The 21,309-nt window shown below is 50.0% G+C and carries 20 protein-coding genes; 18 read left to right on the forward strand and 2 right to left on the reverse strand.

Annotated elements, in window-relative coordinates:
- The first annotated feature begins 95 nt into the window (after positions 1-95).
- The 7 genes from EV211_RS04765 (at position 96) to EV211_RS04795 (ending at position 8,454) form a co-directional block, all read left to right on the forward strand.
- A complete protein-coding gene (locus EV211_RS04765; RefSeq protein WP_133528280.1) occupies positions 96-950 on the forward strand; it encodes an arsenic efflux protein in 855 nt (284 codons plus the stop codon).
- 13 nt (positions 951-963) lie between these two features.
- Positions 964-1,383 (forward strand): Fur family transcriptional regulator, encoded by a 420-nt coding sequence (locus EV211_RS04770; RefSeq protein WP_133528281.1) that lies wholly within the window; start codon positions 964-966, stop codon positions 1,381-1,383.
- Between the two features lie 139 nt (positions 1,384-1,522).
- Positions 1,523-3,070: a radical SAM protein gene (locus EV211_RS04775; RefSeq protein ID WP_133528282.1), complete on the forward strand. Its 1,548-nt coding sequence runs from the start codon at positions 1,523-1,525 to the stop codon at positions 3,068-3,070.
- A gap of 894 nt (positions 3,071-3,964) precedes the next feature.
- Positions 3,965-4,660: an iron-sulfur cluster assembly scaffold protein gene (locus EV211_RS04780; protein WP_133528283.1), complete on the forward strand. Its 696-nt coding sequence runs from the start codon at positions 3,965-3,967 to the stop codon at positions 4,658-4,660.
- Positions 4,661-4,671: 11 nt separating this feature from the next.
- Positions 4,672-5,667 (forward strand): GGGtGRT protein, encoded by a 996-nt coding sequence (locus EV211_RS04785; protein WP_133528284.1) that lies wholly within the window; start codon positions 4,672-4,674, stop codon positions 5,665-5,667.
- An 11-nt stretch (positions 5,668-5,678) separates the two neighbouring features.
- A complete protein-coding gene (locus EV211_RS04790; protein WP_133528285.1) occupies positions 5,679-6,227 on the forward strand; it encodes a DUF4234 domain-containing protein in 549 nt (182 codons plus the stop codon).
- Between the two features lie 154 nt (positions 6,228-6,381).
- Positions 6,382-8,454, forward strand: coding sequence for an ATP-binding protein (locus EV211_RS04795; protein WP_133528286.1), 2,073 nt, complete (start codon positions 6,382-6,384; stop codon positions 8,452-8,454).
- Positions 8,455-8,606: 152 nt separating this feature from the next.
- On the opposite strand, the gene EV211_RS04800 is transcribed toward EV211_RS04795, so the two are convergent.
- Together EV211_RS04800 and EV211_RS04805 are read right to left on the reverse strand one after the other, a co-directional pair.
- Positions 8,607-9,353, reverse strand: coding sequence for a hypothetical protein (locus EV211_RS04800; RefSeq protein WP_133528287.1), 747 nt, complete (start codon positions 9,351-9,353; stop codon positions 8,607-8,609).
- 204 nt (positions 9,354-9,557) lie between these two features.
- Complete coding sequence (locus EV211_RS04805; protein WP_133528288.1) at positions 9,558-10,007, reverse strand: Lrp/AsnC family transcriptional regulator; 450 nt, start codon at positions 10,005-10,007, stop codon at positions 9,558-9,560.
- 435 nt (positions 10,008-10,442) lie between these two features.
- Here EV211_RS04805 and EV211_RS04810 point away from each other — a divergent pair, with 435 nt between their 5' ends.
- The 11 genes from EV211_RS04810 to tig all read left to right on the forward strand — a co-directional run bounded on the left by EV211_RS04810 (position 10,443) and on the right by tig (position 20,726).
- Positions 10,443-10,643 (forward strand): FeoB-associated Cys-rich membrane protein, encoded by a 201-nt coding sequence (locus EV211_RS04810; RefSeq protein ID WP_133528289.1) that lies wholly within the window; start codon positions 10,443-10,445, stop codon positions 10,641-10,643.
- 1,298 nt (positions 10,644-11,941) lie between these two features.
- Positions 11,942-13,063 (forward strand): ATP phosphoribosyltransferase regulatory subunit, encoded by a 1,122-nt coding sequence (locus tag EV211_RS04815; protein WP_166635373.1) that lies wholly within the window; start codon positions 11,942-11,944, stop codon positions 13,061-13,063.
- Positions 13,056-13,694 carry an ATP phosphoribosyltransferase gene (hisG, locus tag EV211_RS04820; RefSeq protein ID WP_133528298.1) on the forward strand — a complete coding sequence of 213 codons (639 nt, stop codon included), beginning with the start codon at positions 13,056-13,058 and terminating at the stop codon, positions 13,692-13,694. Before EV211_RS04815 ends, hisG begins: the two co-directional genes overlap by 8 nt.
- Entirely contained in the window at positions 13,691-14,863 is a 1,173-nt protein-coding gene (locus EV211_RS04825; protein ID WP_133528291.1) for a pyridoxal phosphate-dependent aminotransferase, read from the forward strand. The genes hisG and EV211_RS04825 overlap by 4 nt, the downstream gene beginning before the upstream one ends.
- Positions 14,860-15,447: an imidazoleglycerol-phosphate dehydratase HisB gene (gene hisB, locus EV211_RS04830; protein WP_133528292.1), complete on the forward strand. Its 588-nt coding sequence runs from the start codon at positions 14,860-14,862 to the stop codon at positions 15,445-15,447. Before EV211_RS04825 ends, hisB begins: the two co-directional genes overlap by 4 nt.
- The gene (gene hisH / locus EV211_RS04835) at positions 15,447-16,184 is read left to right on the forward strand and encodes an imidazole glycerol phosphate synthase subunit HisH (protein ID WP_133528293.1); all 738 of its coding nucleotides are present in this window, start codon (positions 15,447-15,449) and stop codon (positions 16,182-16,184) included. Before hisB ends, hisH begins: the two co-directional genes overlap by 1 nt.
- A 2-nt stretch (positions 16,185-16,186) precedes the next feature.
- Positions 16,187-16,909: a 1-(5-phosphoribosyl)-5-[(5-phosphoribosylamino)methylideneamino]imidazole-4-carboxamide isomerase gene (gene hisA, locus EV211_RS04840; protein ID WP_133528294.1), complete on the forward strand. Its 723-nt coding sequence runs from the start codon at positions 16,187-16,189 to the stop codon at positions 16,907-16,909.
- Positions 16,910-16,987: 78 nt separating this feature from the next.
- The gene (gene hisF, locus EV211_RS04845) at positions 16,988-17,746 is read left to right on the forward strand and encodes an imidazole glycerol phosphate synthase subunit HisF (protein WP_133528295.1); all 759 of its coding nucleotides are present in this window, start codon (positions 16,988-16,990) and stop codon (positions 17,744-17,746) included.
- A gap of 43 nt (positions 17,747-17,789) precedes the next feature.
- The gene (gene hisIE, locus EV211_RS04850) at positions 17,790-18,509 is read left to right on the forward strand and encodes a bifunctional phosphoribosyl-AMP cyclohydrolase/phosphoribosyl-ATP diphosphatase HisIE (protein WP_207667990.1); all 720 of its coding nucleotides are present in this window, start codon (positions 17,790-17,792) and stop codon (positions 18,507-18,509) included.
- Positions 18,506-19,285 (forward strand): histidinol-phosphatase, encoded by a 780-nt coding sequence (locus tag EV211_RS04855; RefSeq protein WP_133528296.1) that lies wholly within the window; start codon positions 18,506-18,508, stop codon positions 19,283-19,285. The genes hisIE and EV211_RS04855 overlap by 4 nt, the downstream gene beginning before the upstream one ends.
- A 340-nt stretch (positions 19,286-19,625) precedes the next feature.
- Positions 19,626-20,726 carry a trigger factor gene (gene tig, locus EV211_RS04860; RefSeq protein WP_133528297.1) on the forward strand — a complete coding sequence of 367 codons (1,101 nt, stop codon included), beginning with the start codon at positions 19,626-19,628 and terminating at the stop codon, positions 20,724-20,726.
- The last annotated feature ends 583 nt before the right edge of the window (positions 20,727-21,309 follow it).

Below are 21,309 nucleotides of genomic sequence, written 5' to 3' on the forward strand. Positions count from 1 at the left end.
CATTTGACAAACTGTAAATAAGTGGTATAATACAAAATGCAACTGAGTTGCAAATACATCCAAGTTGCAAATTCATACCAAGGAGCAGGACACACATGCTGGACGCACTGACAGATTCACTCATAGATAGTTTAAAATTATTTCCATTTTTGTTCGTGACCTATCTCGTCATGGGTATGCTCGAGAAAGCTGCCAGCGACAAGGCCAGGAACGCCATAAAAGAAGCCGGGAAAGTCGGTCCCATCTGGGGCGGACTTTTGGGCGCCATACCCCAGTGCGGGTTTTCGGCGGCGGCTTCATATTTTTATGTGGGCAAGGTCATAACCCTGGGAACACTGATTTCCATATACCTGTCAACATCCGACGAGATGCTGCCGATTTTCATTTCCGAGCAGGTACCCGTCAAGACCATGGTCAGCATCATCGTTGCCAAGGTCATCATAGGCATGATCTCAGGATTCCTGGTGGAGATCTTCTTCGGCTGGATAGCCAGGAAGCGCCACGTGCCTAAGGACTACATCGGCGAACTCCCGGGCGAGGGCTGCAACTGCGGCGCCAGCCTCATAATCAACTCAATCGTAAGATCACTGAAAGTACTTATTTTCATTTTCATCATATCGGTAATAATCAATGTGGTCGTAAATGCAGTGGGTCACGATGCTATATCATCGCTGTTCCAGGGCCTGCCGGTCGTCGGCGAACTGGTGGCGGCCTTAGTGGGCCTCATCCCCAACTGCGCCGCGTCCGTCGTCATCACCCAGCTTTACCTGGAAGGCGTCATCGGCGCCGGACCAATGATGAGCGGCCTTTTGTGCAGCGCCGGCGTAGGGCTGCTGGTTTTGTGCAGGGAAAATACACACCCCAGGCAGGATCTTCTCGTCATCGGCACCCTGTACGTTGTCAGCGTGGGCTGGGGCATATTGATAGAAGTCCTGGGTATAACGTTTTAGGAGGAACAAAACTATGGCTGAGCATGAATATAAAACCAACAATCGCACTAAGATCATGGAGTTTCTCAAGTCTAACAAAGACCGTACCGTCAGCGTTTCTGACATAGAAGACCATCTGGCGGGCGAGCAGAACCCCGTGAACAAAACGACCATCTACAGGTATCTGGACAAGCTGGAGGCTGATGGCAATGTCATCAAGTACGCGGCCGAGAAAGGCGACAAGGCCACATATCAGTATGTGGAGCGGGAGCATAAGTGCGACGAGCACCTGCATCTGAAGTGTACCAGATGCGGAATGATCATACACCTGGACTGTGAGTTCATGGATGAGATATCAGAGCACGTGGCCAAGGATCACGGCTTCAGGATACAATGTAAGAATTCTATCATCTACGGCCTTTGCGAGAGGTGTCAAAAATTACAAAAAGATTAGTATAAATGCCTAAAATTTAGACGAATGGCCTATATTGTCGTTTGCTTTTTACATGGCCATGCAATATAATAAGGTAAATTTAAGAAGAAAAGTGTATTTAAATGCACTTATGTAGAGAAAGAGATTGGAGAAAACGACAATGGGAATCAAACATAAACTAGGAAGAAGAGCTTTTTCGAAGGGATTTGACATAGCTTATGGGAAAATGGGAAAAGATAGACAGAAGGCTGTATTGGATCTGTTCAGAATGGCTCAGAAGTACATCGACAAGACCGATGTGAAAATCGACTATAAGAAGGGCGAAGACTGGATCATGAACGAAGACGGCGCTCTGATGAAGTATATCAACCGCGCAGTTGACAACCTGGACAGAAACGTCCTGAAGACAGCTGCCCTGAACTTCGGTTATGAAGCCATGTTCTACGGCACCAAGGTAATGGAAGACGCCAGGAAGGTACAGAAATGCAACGTGCCTTGGCTGATCCTGATGGACCCTACAAGCGCATGCAACCTGAAATGCACAGGCTGCTGGGCTGCAGAGTACGGCCACAAACTTAATCTGACCTTAGAGCAGATGGACAGCATGATCAAACAGGGAAAGAAACTGGGCATCCATTTCTACATGTACACCGGCGGCGAACCACTTGTACGTAAGGACGACCTGATCAAGCTTTGCGAGATGCACCCTGATTGCGCTTTTGCATGCTTCACCAACGGAACTCTCGTAGACGAGAAATTCTGCAAGGACCTGAAGCGCGTAGGCAACATGTATCTTGCTATCAGCCTTGAGGGATTCGAGGACACCAATGACGCAAGACGTGGCCCTGGAGTGTTCAATAAGGTAATGCACGCTATGGACCTGCTTAAGGAGAACGGTTGCCTCTTCGGCACATCGGTCTGCTACACAAGCCATAACATCGACCTGCTCACATCAGACGAGTTCATCAAGATGGAGATCGAGAAGGGCGTTCAGTTCTCAATGTATTTCCACTATATGCCTGTAGGCAATGATGCGTCCCCTGAACTGCTTCCTACTAAGGAGCAGAGAGAGTACATGTATCATAAGCTGAGAGAAGTCAGAAATATGACAGACGGAGACGGCTTGTTCGCCTTCGACTTCCAGAATGACGGAGAATTTGTAGGCGGCTGTATTGCCGGCGGAAGGAATTACTTCCACATCAACGCCAACGGCGACGCTGAACCTTGCGTATTCATCCATTATTCAAATATGAACATCAAGGATCACACTTTGCTGGAGATCCTCCACTCACCGCTGTTTATGGCTTATCACAACAATCAGCCATTCAACGACAACCATCTGAGACCGTGCCCGATGCTTGAGAATCCGGACATGCTGGTGAAGATGGTCCACGAGAGCGGCGCCAAGTCTACGGATCTGGAGTCACCTGAGACAGTTGAGCATCTTTGCGACAAGTGCAAACAGTATGCTGCAAACTGGGCTCCTGAGGCTGACAGAATCTGGGAGGAAAGCGGTAGAGCTGAGCAGCAGAGACAGAAGAAGGCCGCTGAGGCCAGAGCCGCAGGACAGCCTGGACCCAGTACAAAGGTAAAGACGGACCTTAAGGCTGCAACAAAGGCCAGCGCGGAGGCAAAGGCTAATGCAACGGCAAAGGCCAGCGCTGACGCTGATGCAGGCGCTGACGAGAAGAAAGCTGTAAATCAGTAAATAGGTAAATCCTTACATATGTAACATTAATGAGAAGAACTGTTGCTTAATGCGGCAGTTCTTTTTTCTTTGTTACAGTTGGCTATTGTTCCATCAATGGTACAGTTATGCATGAACTTATGCATAAATAAGGGCGCCAGTCTAGACAAGATAATCACTGAAGCCTGTTTTCGTGGCCGCAAGAATCGGCTTTAAAAAGTCGCCTATGTGGCGTGCACGGGTAATTTCAACGTCTCACGCGCAAGAATCAGGATCAAAATGAAGCCTGTGTGGCGACTTGCTGGTTTTAATAAGAGTGACGTGCAAGAATTCCATATAAAATTAAATCAATGTGGCGGGATAGCCTATCAGAAGTGACTGATATTAAGGCTTCACGCCACATTGTTATTATTATTCAAGTGATTCTTGCGCGGTACCACGGAGAATCCAAGCTACACGCCACAGTGCCTTAAATATCAAGTCGATTCTTGCGCGAAGCCTCATCAGAAAATCCGAATGCGCCACATCGTCTCAAATATCAAGTCGATTCTTGCGCGCAGTATACTAAGTTATGGTACACAAACCTGATAGATCCACATACTTCCGAAAACGAAAAAATGCTTGAAGAACATTTTCGTTGTCGGAACTTGCATACTTTCACTGAGAAATTCAACTATAACATACACCATGTCTAAAACATAATTGATCATGACCCTGTAAACCGTTGGAACTACTGGATTCAAGCAAATATATGGTTTACGATGTCAGGATGTGGTGATATCAGTAGATCGTTTTCGTTGCATTTAAAAATGTATGTATCGTACCATTGATGGAACGATACCGGTTGAATAAACCGGCGGCAAATGGTATACTTGAGTCGACTTGATATTGCACTGTTTTTATGGAGGTTTACATATGATATACACTAAAGAAGTCGAAAACATGTGTCCTGTCAACAGGATGGATGCGACTCAGGGGCCTTCTCCGATACCTGAAGAAGGCAAATGGGTGCAGGCTAAGGAAGTGAAGGACATTTCCGGATTCACCCATGGAATCGGCTGGTGCGCGCCGCAGCAGGGCGCCTGCAAGCTGACACTCAATGTTAAGGAAGGCATCATCCAGGAAGCTCTTATAGAGACCATCGGATGTTCGGGCATGACCCATTCAGCAGCCATGGCAGGAGAGATCCTCGTAGGCAAAACTTTGCTCGAGGCTCTGAACACCGACTTGGTCTGCGACGCCATAAACACCGCCATGAGAGAACTTTTCCTGCAGATCGCATACGGCAGGACCCAGTCGGCATTTTCCGAGGACGGCCTGGCAGTAGGCGCAGGCATGGAAGACCTGGGCAAGGGACTCATGAGCCAGGTGGGAACTATTTTCTCCACAGAGAAGAAGGGCCCGAGATATATGAACCTGACCGAGGGCTACATCCTCGAGAATGGTTTGGACAAGGATAATAACATCATTGGATACAAGTACGTGAACATGGGTAAGATGATGGAATTCATAAAAGACGGCATGGAACCTGGGGCAGCGATGGAAAAGGCTACCGGCGAATACGGAAGATTCGGCGAGGCAGTCAAGACCATTGACCCGAGGAAGGAATAGGAGGCGATGACATGGAATTATTCGAAAACTACGACAGAAAAATCGAGAAAATAGAAAAGACAATGAAAGAATATGGCATCCAAGACCTCCAGGAAGCTCGCAAGCTTTGCACGGATAAAGGTTTTGATCCGTATGATATCGTCAAGGGCGTGCAGACTATCTGCTTCGAGGACGCCTGCTGGGCATATGTTCTCGGCTGCGCCATTGCTATCAAAAAGGGAGCTACGAAGGCTGAAGAAGCTGCCAAGGCTATAGGCGAGGGCCTGCAGGCCTTTTGTCTACCGGGGTCAGTTGCCGAAGACAGAAAAGTCGGCCTGGGCCACGGAAACCTGGCATCGATGCTTTTGAACGAGGACACGGCATGCTTCGCATTCCTCGCAGGCCACGAATCCTTTGCGGCCGCAGAAGGCGCCATCGGAATCGCCAACTCCGCCAATAAAGTCCGCAAGAACCCTTTGCGCGTTATTTTGAACGGCCTGGGCAAAGACGCGGCACTTATCATTTCCAGAATCAACGGTTTCACCTATGTTAAGACGGATTTCGACTTCTACACAGGTAAACTGAACATAGTAAGCGAGACAGCCTATTCCAAAGGCGACAGAGCCAAGGTCAGGTGCTTCGGCGCTTACGATGTCCGCGAGGGCGTTGCGATCATGGATCACGAGGGAGTAGACGTTTCCATCACAGGAAACTCCACCAACCCTACCAGATTCCAGCACCCGGTAGCAGGCACATATAAGAAACAGTGCGTAGAGCAGGGCAAGAAGTACTTCTCCGTTGCATCAGGCGGCGGCACAGGAAGAACACTTCATCCGGACAACATGGCGGCAGGGCCTTCATCCTACGGCATGACGGATACTATGGGAAGAATGCACTCGGACGCTCAGTTCGCAGGCAGCTCCTCCGTTCCGGCTCACGTTGAGATGATGGGATTCATCGGCATGGGCAACAATCCGATGGTCGGCGCTTCCGTAGCCTGCGCTGTAGCCGTACAGGAGCACTGCTAAAGGAGACGAATATGGACGAAGAAAGAAAGAACGGCGCCGGGGAACGGCCGGCAGAGGACATGCATGAGGCCGGGGAACGCCCGGCTGAGGACCAGCCTAAGAACGCCGGCTGGAGCGACGACGCGGAAATGCACAGCCTCAACGAATATAAGGACTACGACGGCAACAGTGACAAATACATGCCGAGAGAACTGCTGGAAGAAAAGAATATCGTCCTTTGTGTGATATTCTCTATCATCAGTTTCGGCATATATTACGTGTACTGGTTCTACACTCTGAGCAAGAAGATACAACTTCTGAATCATGAGGAACCTAGCTGTGTCGGCGAAGTACTGCTGTATTTCCTGATACCTTTCTATTGCCTGTACTGGATGTATACCAGAGCCAGAACGACTATGGAGGCATCGAGAAAGTACTGGCATTACAACAGAGTGTCAGACGAGGGAGTTGCGTACCTTTTACTGGCCCTATTCGGGTTGGGAATAGTAGCAGTCGCTCTCATGCAGAACGACTTCAACAAGTTTGCCAGAGACATGAGCGAACTTCGCGGAAACAATTAGAATATCAGGGACTGTCTGAGGACGGTCCCTATTATTTTGTGGTATATTCTGACAATTTGTAGTATAATGACATAAAAGAGAAAAAAACAGGATAATAATCGGAATAGGCTTAGGGTGCAATGCTAATGCGTTTCACAACTATGGGGGACACATAATGAAATATGCCGAATTCCACAGAGCAACTAAGGATTATTATCTTGGTATCCGCGCCCGGGCAGTGACATGGGACGGTAAGGACGCATACATAATGTATATATCCGATGAGACCAACGAGCATAAGAAGCGCATGGAACAGGAAGCGCTGCTGAATCTGGTGCCTGTGGGCATAGGAATATACACAATTGAAAATGGCACATTGAGACAGGTGTACATGAATGACAGGTACTACCTGATGATAGGAGAATCCAGAGAGAAGCGTAAGAAGAATGTGCAGGAAGGCTTTCTGGACTTCGTTCATCCCGATGATATGCCTGCTGTAAACGGGGCAGTGAAGAAGATGGTAGCCGGCAGCCAGGAAGAAACATTGGATCATCGTATCCTTTGCGGAAACGGTAAATATGTATGGTTCCGTCTGGTCGCCTCCGTAAGTAAACGAACAGATGACAAGTTGATCCTCTATTGCAGCTATGCGGATATTGATGATACTTATGCGGCGCAGGAAGCCCTGAAGAATGCCAACGCTGCCATTAAGAAGCAGTACGACCACGAGCTGTCACAGCGGGAGATGCTGGAGAGAGACAGTCTCATAGCGGTTCAGTTCAACGTCGATCAGGACAAGCTGATTTCTTATCGAATGAATAACGAACTCATTAAGGAATTTGAAAACGGTACAGCGGGGAATGCCATCAGGCCGGATCTTATGTCGGCAGCTCCTACAGAAGAAGAACGTGAAATCGTAGCCGACTTTTTCAGCAAAGAAAAGGCTGTGGAAAGGTATAACTCAGGCGTCAAGGAATTTTCGGCGGAATATCGCCGCCGGCTAAACGACGGCAGATACCACTGGCTTCGCTCTACCTGCATGCTTGCTCCCGATGAAAACGGGGACCTGATTTCATACACATATTGCAGAAGCATCGATATAGAGAAGAAGAAGGAACTGGTCGCCTACAGTGTCATAGATGAAGACACTGATTTCGTTATGCTGCTGAATACCGTGGCCAATAAGGTCAGGCTCATACGCATAAGCGGCGATTATCATGACTCACCTTGGGTACTCAACAGGGAATTCAACTTTGACAGGACGCCTAAAGACGGCGCGCTGGAAACTGTTGAACCTGCTGACAGGGCTATGGTCTATGATTTCTTCGTTGAGGACAATCTCCTGGAAAGATTGAAAACAGAGCCACTGGTGCAGATCATCTACAGATATCACGGGCCGGATGGAAAGCGCCGTAGAAAGAAAATCAGAGCATTCTATCTTGACGAACTCCACGAGGATATCGTCATCGCCCGCAGAGACATCACCGACATATATGAAGAGGAGCAGGAACAAAAGCAAGCTTTGCAAACTGCCCTGGATGAAGCCAGGCAGGCAAACAACGCCAAGAGCGACTTTTTGTCCCGTATTAGCCACGACCTGAGAACTCCCATGAACGTCATCATGGGACTCACAGACCTGGCCATAGAGATCCCGGATCAGGGCAGCGAGATGAAGGAAACTTTAGCCCACATCAGCAGCTCAGCCCAGTACCTCCTCAGCCTCATCAACGATTGCCTGGACATGGAGAAAATCACCAGCGGCAAGATCGAGTTGCATCCGAGCACTTATTCGCACGCGGATTTCTATGATAATGTGAAGGCAGTCATAGTGCCACTTTGCGAACAAAAAAAGATTAATTTTGTTATTGCTGACAAGAGTGATACGGCGCCGGCCATAATGGTTGACCGAGTGAGGATGGAACAGATATTCTATAACCTTTTGTCCAATGCGGTAAAATTCACGCCGGAAGGCGGCAAGGTGGAAATGCTGATCGAGAACAAGCGCATCAAGGATGGCTATGTCAGCTATGATTCCATAGTCCGTGATAGCGGCATAGGTATGACTCGGGAATTTCAGGAGCATATGTTTGAGGCCTTCACTCAGGAAGCCAATAATGTGACACCGGATTATAAGGGGTCGGGTCTGGGCCTTGCCATAGTGAAGCAACTTGTGGATCTTATGGGTGGGAGGATTTCAGTGAAGAGCAGTCTCGGCAAGGGGACAGAGTTTACGGTACATTGCCTATAGACGCTAAGATATTATATGATACCTTAGCAGAATTCATAAAATCATAACAAACCTTGCGACAAGAGGGCCCCGCGGTTTTACCCGCAGGGCCCTCTCGCTATGAGAATGAATTTAAACTATCATTGAAATCAGTTCAGACTGTGGAAGTCCAGCTAATAAACAGTGATAGTGCCGATTTTGATTGTACCAAGGTTAAGGGTTCCAGAGCCTTTCTTCAGGCCCTTAATGGAACTGGAGTTGATTTTCACCAGTTTGCTTTTGCTGCACTTGATTTTCGGGCTGGTGATGCTGACCGTACAGTCATCTTTGCTTGTATTCTTCAGAGAATAACTGGTTGACTTGCCTTTTTTGATAGTGCTCTTATCAAGATCAAATTTCAGATTCATGATGTTAGAGCCTGCGCTTACAGTAACGGCCTTGGTGTAGTTCTTATTTACAGGGCTCTTGCTTTTAGCCGCTGTATCAGAAATTGCGATATACCAGTAGCTCTTGCCACCTGCTACGAATTTGGCAGCAGCCATACTTACGAACTCAGGAGAGCTATCGTCATCAGTGTCCTCGTCTTCTGTATCGTCGGTGACATCAGTATCGTCTACATCAGTATCATCGGTGTCATCTACATCTGTATCTGTATCATCTGTGACATCACCGGTAAGGATTTCATCGTAGAAAGCTTTATAAGCAGCCTCTGCTGTACTTGCTTCTGTAACATAGGACAGAACGCTTTCTTCGTCAGTTTCGTAACCGTCCAGATCATCTGTCCCATCAGGAGTATATTCTTCGCTGTGATAGATGGCCTGTTCCGCGGCTCTCTGCATTGCATACTTTTCCAAAGCCTTATTCCATGTTACTTTGCAGTCATTGGTCGTACCGTATCCGGCGTTGAAGAGGGCCAGCATTTCATAGGCGGTCTTCTGATAGTACTTTCCGGCAAAACCGATTTTGATAGGATCGCCGAAATCGATATCTTCTTCAGTTCATTCCCTTTCCGCGATGGTCGCTTGACAGGTGATATACTTGCTTTCCGCGCAGGTCTATCCGCTGCGGTTATATTCCAGTTATCGTATAGTCACATTATACACTTTAGCATACTAAAATGCAATCTATTTTTTGTGCTTGCCCCAGTCAATATTTTCCTTGCGATAAAAGAGTGTATTCAGGATGACAGACGTCTGAGAAATGCCGAAAAGCTGTATCTGCCCCAGCAGTTCGGCCAGCTCGTCGGAGTCGCTTACGGCCACGTGAAGCATGGCGTTGTAGGGCCCGATAATGTGGAAATGCGATTCTATCAGAGGACTGTTTTCACAAAAGGCACAAAAGGTATCGTACTTTTTCGGGTCGCAGTCTACGGTGACGAAGGCCTGAACGGTTTTGCCCATTTTCAGGTAGTTGATGTCCGCGTGATAGCCGTCGATGACGCCGCTTTCCTCGAGGCGCTTGATCCGCTCTGTCACCGCCGGAGATGACAGGTTGACCTGCCCGCTGATTTCTTTTATAGATGCCCTGCCGTTTTTCTGCAGATAGCTTAAGATTTTCAAGTCTGTATTGTCCATGATGCCTCCCTGCGCGCCGATGTATGCTGCGGTCGCCGCGCCGTCCTGGGCCGCATTTTGCGCGCTCAAAATAAAATAAAGTTTTTGCTTAATATATTTTACTTTATTTTGAAAAAACGGTCAACTACCTTTGCGCCGATATATACAAAAAACCATAAAAAAGTATAATAATAATATAAATATTATCTCTCCGGGAGCTGCTTCAAGAGTTAGTTCTTCCATAGACGTCAACATCCCTACAACTTGTCTGTGGCAGAACGAGAAATTGGAGAAGTTCCCGTTTTCATTTTTTGATCTTCCGCATCCTCACAACTTCTGCATCTTCGCAGTTACGCGTTTTCGCAGTTACGCGTTTTCGCAGCTTCCGATTCCTCACAACTTCTGCGGTTATTTTCCGCGAAATGTGGTATAATCATCTTGGTCGGAGGTGATATAATGGAATACTTTATGAGTCATATTGTAGATATAATAATTATTGGAGTAGTACTGGCGGCAGTTTGCCTGGCCTGGGCCTGGATGACAGCCAAAAACGACGCAAGTCGCAAAGCGGACGGTGAAGAGGTCCACGATTGCAGCCTTGGCTGCAGCAGTTGCTCCAGTTTCAGCAGTTGCAATAAATCTGAGAAAAAGAATTAGAAATGAATTAGGATTGAATTAGTAATGATCAGAATCAGAATCAAATAGGATCATATGGCGGCCCGCAGGCAGAACTGCGGGCTGTTTTTTGTAGTAGGCTATCGTTCCATCAATGGTACCTTTATACATAAGTTCATGCATAATTCTGGCCATCGGAATGTACCCGTAATCCTGGACAGTGGTATATACCACAGGTTGCCCGCACCTTTTCTCAACGATTTGGACCTATAAGTGCGTCTGCGCACTTATAGCCTCTTATCAAGGAATCAAGGTGCGTTTTTGGCATTCTAATTTTCATTTCCGCACTTATCAGCCGTTCTCAGAGCATGGAGGTGCGCATATTGGAATTCCAACAATTATCCGCGCACTTATCCACTTTTTTAAAGGAACAGAAGTGCGTTTAAGTTATGATATGCAGCCATATAATGGAATTAATGGGTAAAACATCCATTGACGCGCACCTCGACCTATTTGATTCAGCCAATAAGTGCGAGTTTGGTTTACAATAATATAAAATACGCACTATCGTTCCGGATATTGGGCCAATACGTGCGCGAAGAACTTTCAACCCAGTATCGGAGGACTTTCAACCCAGTATCGGAGGACTTTCAACCCAGTATCGGAGTACTTTCACCCCAGTATCGGAGGATATTTCCCACATCTTGGGTCCGCGGGCGAGCCTACCCAAAGGGCTCTGGACCGCGATGCCAGGTTTGGAAATATTCATGTTCCAAACACCAGAATATTCTCCAACAACTTTTTCGTTGCTGTACTTTGCATATAAGTCTAGGATCGTGATGGGAAATGGGCATCCAAATTGCGCAAAAAGCACCCTGAAGTGGGCCTGAATTATGGCTGCCAGGGCCGAATTGAAATGCTTACATCGCCTGAAACGCTTGCGCTACAAGGCCTACGGCCGTCCGCTGGCCGCGTGGCCACTCCCTGCCTCAAGTCGGCAGGGACGTTTTTGATCAAGGTTTGCGAAGATGAATAGGTTGATGCATAAACTTGTGCATAAAGGTACCATTGATGGAACAATAGCCAACCTGCATAAACTATTATCCGCACCACCACCCAGCGCCGTGCCGTCCGCGCCGCCACCCAGCGCCGTCACCCAGCGCCGCCACCTAACGCTGGCTGTCCGTGCCGGCTGCACCGCCAGACCCGAAAATCCGTGCGAAGCCACAATCCGGCAGGGTATATTTTGTACTAAACACACAAATAATCCACAAACCCCCTTGACTTATCGCTTTAATATGTTACTATGGTAAAGTATCATCAAAAAAATGGGAGGTAACATGAGAATCGACAGAAACAGAATGAACACGGAAGAGAAAGCCATGCTCGAGCTCCACTCTTTGTACCAGAAGTTCGGATACTCCAGGTATAAGATGGGCAAATTCGAAGAGTACGACCTTTACGTGCGCAACAAAGACTTCATTCCCACTGAGAGCATCATTACGTTCAACGACATGAACGGCAAGCTCATGGCTTTGAAGCCAGACCTGACACTATCAATAGTCAAGAACTACAGACACATTCCCGGTTTTGTTCAGAAAGTCTACTACAGCGAGAACATCTACCGGGCATCTTTGAGCGCCCACGCCCATCGCGAGATCATGCAGACCGGCCTTGAATGTATGGGAGACATCGACCTTTACCAGATATTCGAAGTCACCATGCTGGCAGCGAGGAGCCTAGCCGCCGTGAGCAGCGACTACATATTGGAAGTTTCCCATATGGGCCTCATCGCAGACATACTCCATCCTCTCCCGGAGGATATAAAGGAACAGATATTACGGTGCATCGGCGAGAAGAACATCCATGAGATCCACGAAATCGGCGAAGCCCATCATATAGACGAAAACATCATACGGTCATTGGAAATACTGGTATCCACCTACGGCGACTACCGGAAAGTCCTCAAGAAACTCGAGACCCTGCCCCTTGGACAACAAGGCAGACAGGCCCTCGACCAGCTGTCACAAGTCCTCGGCCTCATGGCCCGGAACAAAATGGCAACCAAAGTCAACCTGGACTTTTCCATAGTCAACGATCTGACATACTACAGCGGATTCCTGTACAAAGGTTTTGTCAACGGAGTCCCAAGCGCCGTTCTTTCCGGCGGTCAATACGACAAGCTCATGGAGAGAATGGGAAAAGAAGGCGGGGCCATCGGCTTTGCTGTATACCTGGATAACCTGGACCGTCTCGATGCCGGCGAAAAGAATTTCGACGTCGATGTGGTCTTTATTTATGATGAAAATGACGACATGGAAACCGTATACCGCACGGTCCGCGATCACACCGCGTCGGGCAATTCCGTCCTGGTGGAACGAGCCGTGCCGAAGAAACTCCGCGCCAGGCGCGTGATAAAGTTAAAGGAAGGCGAGGTGGTCACAGTTGAACAAAATGATTAATGTGGCGCTGCCAAAGGGCAGGCTGGGCAAAAAAGTTTACGACATGTTCGAACTGGCCGGCTATGAATGCCCCGCTATTAAAGAAGATAACCGCAAGCTGATATTTGAGAATGAAGAGAAAGGCATACGCTATTTCTGGGTCAAACCCAGCGACGTGACAATCTATGTGGAGCGAGGCGCCGCCGACATCGGCATCGCCGGCAAAGACATACTGCTGGAGTACGAGCCGGACGTTTTCGAGCTCCTGGACCTGGGCTTAGGCAAGTGCAAAATGGCCGTCGCGGCGCCGGAGAACATCCGCGAAGTCACCGACAGGACATTGCGCGTGGCAACTAAATTCCCCAACATTACCAGGGACTTTTACCATAAAGAAAGCCGTGACATCGACATTATCAACCTTCACGGCAGCATAGAGCTGGCACCGGTAGTCGGTCTGTCAGACGTCATCGTGGATATAGTGGAAACAGGAAAAACACTCAGGGAAAATCATCTGGAAGTCATCGAGGATGTGGTGCAGATCAGCGCTCGCCTCATTGCCAACAAGGCCAGTTTCCGTTTCAAAACGGCGGAAATCGAATCCCTACGGGACGCCCTGGCCGCTCAGATAGCACCAAAGGAGGCCGCCAAATGAGCAGATTCATAAACGAAAAATTCAGAAGCCTCGTAGAATACGTTCCCGGCGAGCAGCCTAAGGATGGCGAGTACCTGAAATTAAATACCAACGAATCCCCATATCCGCCGGGGCCGAAGACACGGGCGGCTCTGAGAGACCAGGATCTGACCAAGAAGCTTCGGCTATATTCGGATCCGGATTCCGGCGAATTATGTCGAAAGCTGGCTGAAACCTACGGAAAAGGTCGAACCGCCGCTGCAGCCGGCCAGCGAACCGCCGGCCGCCCGCAGGCCGGCCTTGGGCCGGAAAACATCTATGTGGGCAACGGCAGCGACGAGATCCTCAACTTCATATTCATGGAATTCTGCGAAGGCGGAGTTTTGTTCCCGGAAATCAGCTACGGATTCTATGAAGTGTTTGCAGACCTTTACGGCGTGGATTTTGTTAAAGTACCACTGCGAGAAGACTTTTCCATAGACCCGGACGATTACGCCGGGTGCGGCAGGACCATAGTCATCGCCAACCCCAACGCGCCCACAGGACGCATTTTGTGCCTGGATGAAATCGAGACCATCCTGAAGACCAACCCGAAAAATCTGGTGGTCATAGACGAAGCCTACATAGACTTCGGCGGCGAGTCGGCAATGGGATTGATCGGCGGGTACGACAATTTGCTCGTAGTCTGCACCTATTCCAAGAGCCGGAGCATGGCAGGCGCCAGACTGGGATTCGCCATGGGAGCCAAGGCCGTTATCGACGACCTGGTGAAAATCAAGTACGCCACCAACCCGTATAATGTAAACGCTTTGACGGCGGCGGCGGGCCTGGCGGCCCTCCATGAACCGGGATATTACAGAGAAAACTGCAGGCAGATCCAGGAGACCAGAAGATGGACGACGGAGGCCCTGACAGACCTGGGATTCCGAGTGGTGCCATCCGCAACAAATTTCATTTTCGTCACTACGGACAGAATCGGCGGAAGCGAGTTATACCAAGGCCTGAAGCAGAGAAAGATTCTTATCAGACATTTTGACATTCCGGCCATTAGACAGTACAATAGAATCACCATAGGAACGCGGCGGCAGATGGAACTTCTGGTGGAGACCATCGACCGGATGCTGGGCGACGCAGACGACGGCGCCGGCCCGGGAATTGCAGCCAGCCCAGACGGAGAGGAGCAGTTATGAGACGAAGCAGAATAGACCGAAAAACTTCAGAGACAGATATCAGGCTGGCTCTGACAATTGAAGGCACCGGCAGATCCGAGATCGACACCGGTTGCGGATTCATGGACCACATGCTGGAACTTTTCGCCCGCCACGGCAGGTTCGACCTGTTCATACAGTGCGACGGCGACACCGGCGTGGACTACCATCACTCCGTGGAAGACATTGGAATTGCTCTGGGGCAGGCTTTTGTTGACGCCCTGGATGACAAAAAGGGAATCGTGAGATATGCCGATATGGTCCTGCCCATGGACGAAGCTTTAATGCTTTGCGCTGTGGACATTTCCGGCCGCGGCTGTCTGGGATTCCATGTGGAAATGCCGACGGAAAAGGTCGGAAATATGGATACGGAGTTGGTAAAGGAATTTTTCCTGGCTTTCACCCGCAACGCCGACGTGACCCTGCATTTCAGGGAGCTGGCCGGCGAGAACACCCACCACATTATCGAGGCCATGTTCAAAGCCTTCGGCCGCGTTATGTCGGGGGCCTGCGCCATCGACGAAAAATTCAGCGAGGAGATACCTTCCACGAAAGGTGTGTTATAATGATAGCGATAATAGATTATGGAGTAGGGAATATTTTCTCCCTTCGCAGCTCCTTCGCCCGCATTGGCGCCGACGTGAAACTCACAGGGGACCCGGCGGAAATAAGGGCAGCCGACAAGCTGATCCTGCCCGGGGTCGGGGCTTTCGGCGATGCTGCGGATAAACTCCGGGAAAGCGGACTTGGCGACGTGGTCGTGGACGAAGCTCGACGGGGCAAGGCTCTCATGGGCATCTGCCTGGGCATGCAGCTGCTATTTGACGAGAGTTACGAGTACGGCCGTCACCGGGGCCTGGGCCTCATAGAGGGCCGGGTGGTGACAATGGATCCGGCAGCAACGCAGCCGGAGACAGGGCAGGCAGCGGAGACGGACACGCCGGCCGCCGAAACGCAGGCAGCGGAGACGGACACGCTAGCCGCCGAAACGCAGGCGGCCTGCACTCACACAGTGCCGGCAGGCCTGAAAGTTCCACACATCGGCTGGAACGCCCTGCATTTCCCTGAAAGCCGACCGAAAAGTAAAATTTTCGACAAAATAGACCAGGGCGACTTTGTCTATTTTGTTCATACATATCATGCAATAGACTGCGATGCTTCGGTCATCGCGACTACAGACTACGGAATCCAGCTGACGGCCGCAGTGGCCCGGGGCAACGTTTACGGCCTGCAGTTCCACCCGGAGAAAAGCGGCGACGTGGGCATGAAGATATTGAAGGCGTTTGTTGAGATGGAGGTATAGTTATGAAGATTTTTCCGGCAATCGATTTGAAGGACGGGCAGGTGGTCCGCCTTTTGAAGGGCGACTATAACAAAATGACTGTTTACGGCCAGAACCCTCTGGCTGTGGCTAAGGAGTTTGAGGCGGCGGGGGCTGAATACCTGCACGTTGTGGATCTGGACGGCGCCATCGACGGCGACCAGCCGAATTTCAGTGCGGTGGCCGACATCATCGAGGGCACGGACCTGAAGGTGGAAATCGGCGGCGGCATCCGCAACGAGGAGATCATCGTGGACTACGCCCAAATCGGCGCGCTGCGGGTGATCATCGGCACTATGGCCATCAAGGATCCGGAGTTTACGGACCGCATGATCAAAAAGCACAGTAACAGTGTGGCTGTCGGCGTTGATATTACCGGCGTTAACGTGGCCATCGACGGCTGGACAAACGTGACGGATATTACTGTAGATGAAATGTTCCAGACCCTCATCGACGAAGGGGTCAGCACGATCATCTGCACAGACATAGCCAAGGACGGCGCCATGGAAGGCACCAACCTGGAGCTTTACAGGAAACTCGTCAAGTACTACGGCGGCTACGCGGACATAATCGCCTCCGGCGGAATTTCGTCTATGGACGATCTGCAGGCCTTGGCGGACCTGGGCGTAGACGGCGCCATAATCGGCAAAGCCCTCTACACGGGTGCCTTGGATCTGGGCGAGATAATAAAGAAGTTCGGAGAATAACGGCGGGGCGGGCCTTACTTCAGCTGGCTTTCGGCCTTCAGTTGCCTTCGGCCCCGGCCCGCCGCATAAAGGAGAAAAATGATAACCAAAAGAATTATTCCCTGCCTGGACGTTAAGGACGGCCGCGTGGTGAAAGGCGTGAATTTCCAAGGCCTTGCCGACGTGTCCTCTCCCGTGGAGCTGGGCAGGTACTATAGCGAACACGGCGCCGACGAGCTGGTGTTCTACGACATCACAGCTTCCTCCGACGGACGGAAGCTATTTACGGATATTTTGCGCCAGGTGGCCTCGACGATTTTCATACCACTGACCGTCGGCGGCGGCATCAACACGGTGGAGGACTTCGACCGCGTCTTGAAATGCGGCGCTGACAAAGTCTCTGTCAATTCCGGCGCTCTCCGCGACCCGGGCCTCATCGGCCGGGCCGCTAAACTTTACGGCAATCAGTGCGTTGTCCTGTCGGTGGACGTGATGCGGGTGGACGGCAGATTTACCGTCTTCGCCAAGGGCGGCCGCGAGAACACCGGCCTGGACGCTATCGACTGGATCCGCAAAGCCGAGGCTGACGGTGCCGGCGAGATCGTTGTCAACAGCATCGACACGGACGGCGTCAAAGGCGGCTTCGATATTGAGATGTTGCGGGCCGTTGAGGATGTAGTGTCCGTCCCGGTCATTGCGTCCGGCGGAGCTGGCTGCATAGAAGATTTTGTTAAACTGTTCCGGGCTATCCCGGACATAGACGCCGGCCTAGCCGCGTCGATTTTCCACTTCGGCGAAGTGTCCATCAGCGACCTGAAAAGGGCCTTGGCCGCCGCGGGAATAAATGTAAGGATTTAGTGGTGAGCAGCCAACAGCGCTCAGCCAACGAATAGGAGATAAGATGATAAACATAGACGAATTAAAATTTGACGACAGGGGCCTGATTCCCGCCATTGTCCAGGACGCCACATCCAAGCGCGTTCTGACCCTGGCCTATATGAATCGGGAGAGCCTGGAAATAACATTGAAGGAAAAGAAGACCTGTTTCTGGTCCCGCTCCCGCCAGGAGCTCTGGCTGAAGGGCGAGACTTCCGGAAATTATCAGCATGTAGTCAGCATCATCGCCGACTGCGACCGCGACGCCCTGACAGTCCTGGTCAACAAAGACGGTCCGGCCTGTCACATGGGCACGGACTCGTGTTTCGAGTATCCGCTGTTGGGGGAAGTGGAAGCGCCTTGCTGCTGCGATGGCGATAGCTGCTGCCAGACAGACTCCGGCACCGGCTCGACCAGCGCCGGCACCGCAGACTTCTCAGTGGACACTTTGTACCAGATGCTCCAGGGCCGCAAAGCCGACATGCCCGAGGGCTCGTACACCTCGTACCTTTTCGACAAAGGCATCGACAAGATCCTGAAGAAAGTCGGCGAGGAATCCACGGAAGTCATCATCGCCGCCAAAGCAGGCGACAAGCGCGAGACCGTTTACGAGATCGCGGACCTCTACTATCACGTGCTGGTCATGATGGTGGAAATGGGCATCAGCACCGACCAGGTCATGGCCGAGCTGGCTTCGCGCCACGTCATCGACCACAAAGTCAAACAGGAGAAAATGACCAAATGAAGATTTTGAACCCGCGTGGGGACGCAAACCTCCACACACATACAAGCTTTTGCGATGGCAAAGATACCCCGTACGAACTGGTTCAGGCGGCTATTTTGCTGGGCTTTCGCACGATCGGTTTTTCCGGACACGAGTACGCGCCCCACGATCTGGACGCCTGCATGGCCAGGGACGACGTGCCGAAATACCGCGCCGCTGTCCTGGCCGCCCGTGAGAAATATGCCGGCCGGATCGACGTCCGCCTGGGCATCGAGAGGGATTATTACGGCGCCACCGACGGCTACGCCTATGATTACGTCATCGGCTCCGTTCATTATGTGAAGGCCGGCGATGTTTTCGTGCCCGTGGACAACACGCCGGAGCTCATGGAGCAGGGCGTGCGCGACTGCTTCGACGGAGATTTCAAGGCTTACGTGGCTGCGTATTATGATTGCGTCGCAGACGTGGTTGACCGGACCGGCGCAGACATCGTCGGGCATTTCGACCTGGTCACAAAGTTCAACGAGGGCAATCGTTATTTCGACGAGCACGCTGCCTGGTACAAAAAGCTGGCTCTCCATGCTCTTGCCCGCATTTCTCAGTCGCGGACACCGTCGGGCGCCCGGCCCATCGTCGAGATCAACACCGGCGCCATGGCAAAGGGTTACCGCACGCGGCCTTATCCGGACGCGTTCATTCGCGACGAAGTCGAGCGCTTAGGCTTGCCGATGCTGCTTTCCAGCGATTGCCACGACAAAACCAAGCTCGATTATGGTTTCGACATGTTCAGAGAATAATAAGATGTAAGGCGGTTGCCAGATGCAACCGCCTATTTATATGCAGCGCACGCAAAAATACCAAAAGGCCCTGTCCGAAGATAGGGCCTTTTGGCTGCGATATTTATTTAATTAAGAAAGAACGTTCAAAAGGAGGATTGCTCCGTCCTTCTGACAATACTAATTATATTCGACTTCACTTTTGATTGCAATAGAAAAATTGTGTATTTTTCGTGAAGAAACTGCTTTTCATTTGAAAAGATATAGCCTTGGTGGTATCATTGAAAAAGCACGTTACTTAGAGTGGATATCTGTGACGTACTAAATATATTTGACATTATTATAAGGGAGATTTATTAACATGACGAAAAATAAGAAAATAATTCTTGGTAGTGCCATAGGCGTAGTTGCGATAGTCGTAATATTTTTGCTGTTGGCCTTCGTATTTGACACATTTGGATTCATTACGGATCAGTACAGAGTTAACTACAGCAAGTACATCAAACTTGGTGATTACAAGGGCCTGACATATGATAAGGTCAGCGTATCTGTAACAGATAAAGAGATCCAGAGCGAGATCAAGACCAGAGTAAAGGCCAAGGCTTCAACCAAATCAGTGAAGACCGGCACAGTAGCAGACGGAGACACTATCAGCGTAGATTACGTTGGTAAGATCAACGGCAAGACCTTCAGCGGCGGAAGCGCTGAGGACAGCAATATCACCATAGGCACAACGTCAATGATAGATGGATTCACCGATGGACTTATCGGAAAATCCGTTGGAAGCAAGGTAACACTTCACCTGAAGTTCCCGAGCGATTATTCCAACACCAAGGTCGCAGGCAAGAAGGTAGTCTTCACCGTGACCATCAACTCCAAGCAGGTAAAGACAACGCCAACATACAATCTGGCTTTTGTTAAAAAATATTCCAAGTACGACACCATCAAGGACTATGAAGCTTCAGTCAAGAAGTCTTTGCTGAAGACCAAGAAAGAGTCCGCTGAGACAACGATCAAGAACACTTTGTGGAACCAGATCGTCGCAGACACCACTGTTAAGAAGTACCCTGAGAAGCAGTACAAGTACGAGCAGGAGCAGGTAACTCAGAAGTACAAGAAGATGGCCAAGAACTACAACCTGTCATGGAAGAAATTCCTGAAGAATTACATGGGAACAACCGAGTCAGGCTTCAAGACTCAGGCCAAGGCTTATGCCAAGACCGTCGTTAAGCAGAAACTCGTTATGTACGATATCGCCAAGAAGGAGAACCTGAAGGTAACGAACAAAGAATACAAGAAGTACCTGTCAAATCTCCTGAGCAATGCCGGCTTCACGGAGTCGTCATTCAAGAAGCAGTACAACGAGACTATCGAGGAGTACGGCGAGGAAAACGATTTCAAGACAAACCTCTTACTGCAAAAGGTAATGGATAAAGTTTTGGAAGAAGGCAAGGCTAAATAGCCTACCAGAAAACTGAAATCAGCTTAGGCTGCGCATAGGATAATTATTCTCTGCGTAGCCTTTTTTATTTGTATTCAAAGCTGTTAGCCGCTGGCCCGTGCTTGCCCGCAGACCCGGGCGGCGCGGCCTGGCCGGAGTCCTTGAAGATCCCGGTCAGCCTGCTGGCCGCCGGGCCGTCCCGCGGGCCTGAGCCTTTTGGGTGGGCTCGCCCGCAGACCCGGGAAGAATTCCGCACACATATTGGTGTTGAGCCACTCGGCCACGGATATATGAAGCAGCAAGTAGAAAGTCCTTCGCGCACGTGTGGAAAGTCCTTCGCGCACGTATTGGCCAAATATAAGGGACGGTAGTGCGAATTTTTGTTTATGGTAAACCAAATACGCACTTATAGGCTGGATTAAACAGGTCGAGGTGCGCATGGCTGGTGTTATCATCCTTAAATGGGAATAAATGGCATATATTCGGAACTGAAAACGCACTTTTTATCTGATTGAGTCCGTATAATGGTGTAAAAGAGAGAATTGGAGAGATCAAAAAAATATAGAGCCAAATGCTCCACTTTCAAGTATAATTGAAATTGAAA

This window comes from Aminicella lysinilytica (genome assembly GCF_004362975.1).
Lineage (GTDB): Bacteria > Bacillota > Clostridia > Peptostreptococcales > Anaerovoracaceae > Aminicella > Aminicella lysinilytica.

Excerpts from the sequence above, each read along its gene's own strand:
- EV211_RS04785 (WP_133528284.1), top strand. The coding sequence starts at position 4,672 with ATGGAATTATTCGAAAACTACGACAGAAAAATCGAGAAAATAGAAAAG.
- tig (WP_133528297.1), top strand. The coding sequence starts at position 19,626 with ATGACGAAAAATAAGAAAATAATTCTTGGTAGTGCCATAGGCGTAGTT.
- hisF (WP_133528295.1), top strand. The coding sequence starts at position 16,988 with ATGATAACCAAAAGAATTATTCCCTGCCTGGACGTTAAGGACGGCCGC.
- EV211_RS04775 (WP_133528282.1), top strand. The coding sequence starts at position 1,523 with ATGGGAATCAAACATAAACTAGGAAGAAGAGCTTTTTCGAAGGGATTT.
- hisB (WP_133528292.1), top strand. The coding sequence starts at position 14,860 with ATGAGACGAAGCAGAATAGACCGAAAAACTTCAGAGACAGATATCAGG.
- hisH (WP_133528293.1), top strand. The coding sequence starts at position 15,447 with ATGATAGCGATAATAGATTATGGAGTAGGGAATATTTTCTCCCTTCGC.
- EV211_RS04770 (WP_133528281.1), top strand. The coding sequence starts at position 964 with ATGGCTGAGCATGAATATAAAACCAACAATCGCACTAAGATCATGGAG.
- EV211_RS04825 (WP_133528291.1), top strand. The coding sequence starts at position 13,691 with ATGAGCAGATTCATAAACGAAAAATTCAGAAGCCTCGTAGAATACGTT.
- EV211_RS04765 (WP_133528280.1), top strand. The coding sequence starts at position 96 with ATGCTGGACGCACTGACAGATTCACTCATAGATAGTTTAAAATTATTT.
- EV211_RS04800 (WP_133528287.1), bottom strand. The coding sequence starts at position 9,353 with ATGCTGGCCCTCTTCAACGCCGGATACGGTACGACCAATGACTGCAAA.
- EV211_RS04805 (WP_133528288.1), bottom strand. The coding sequence starts at position 10,007 with ATGGACAATACAGACTTGAAAATCTTAAGCTATCTGCAGAAAAACGGC.
- hisA (WP_133528294.1), top strand. The coding sequence starts at position 16,187 with ATGAAGATTTTTCCGGCAATCGATTTGAAGGACGGGCAGGTGGTCCGC.
- EV211_RS04795 (WP_133528286.1), top strand. The coding sequence starts at position 6,382 with ATGAAATATGCCGAATTCCACAGAGCAACTAAGGATTATTATCTTGGT.
- EV211_RS04815 (WP_166635373.1), top strand. The coding sequence starts at position 11,942 with ATGAGAATCGACAGAAACAGAATGAACACGGAAGAGAAAGCCATGCTC.
- EV211_RS04855 (WP_133528296.1), top strand. The coding sequence starts at position 18,506 with ATGAAGATTTTGAACCCGCGTGGGGACGCAAACCTCCACACACATACA.
- EV211_RS04780 (WP_133528283.1), top strand. The coding sequence starts at position 3,965 with ATGATATACACTAAAGAAGTCGAAAACATGTGTCCTGTCAACAGGATG.
- hisG (WP_133528298.1), top strand. The coding sequence starts at position 13,056 with ATGATTAATGTGGCGCTGCCAAAGGGCAGGCTGGGCAAAAAAGTTTAC.
- EV211_RS04810 (WP_133528289.1), top strand. The coding sequence starts at position 10,443 with ATGGAATACTTTATGAGTCATATTGTAGATATAATAATTATTGGAGTA.
- EV211_RS04790 (WP_133528285.1), top strand. The coding sequence starts at position 5,679 with ATGGACGAAGAAAGAAAGAACGGCGCCGGGGAACGGCCGGCAGAGGAC.
- hisIE (WP_207667990.1), top strand. The coding sequence starts at position 17,790 with ATGATAAACATAGACGAATTAAAATTTGACGACAGGGGCCTGATTCCC.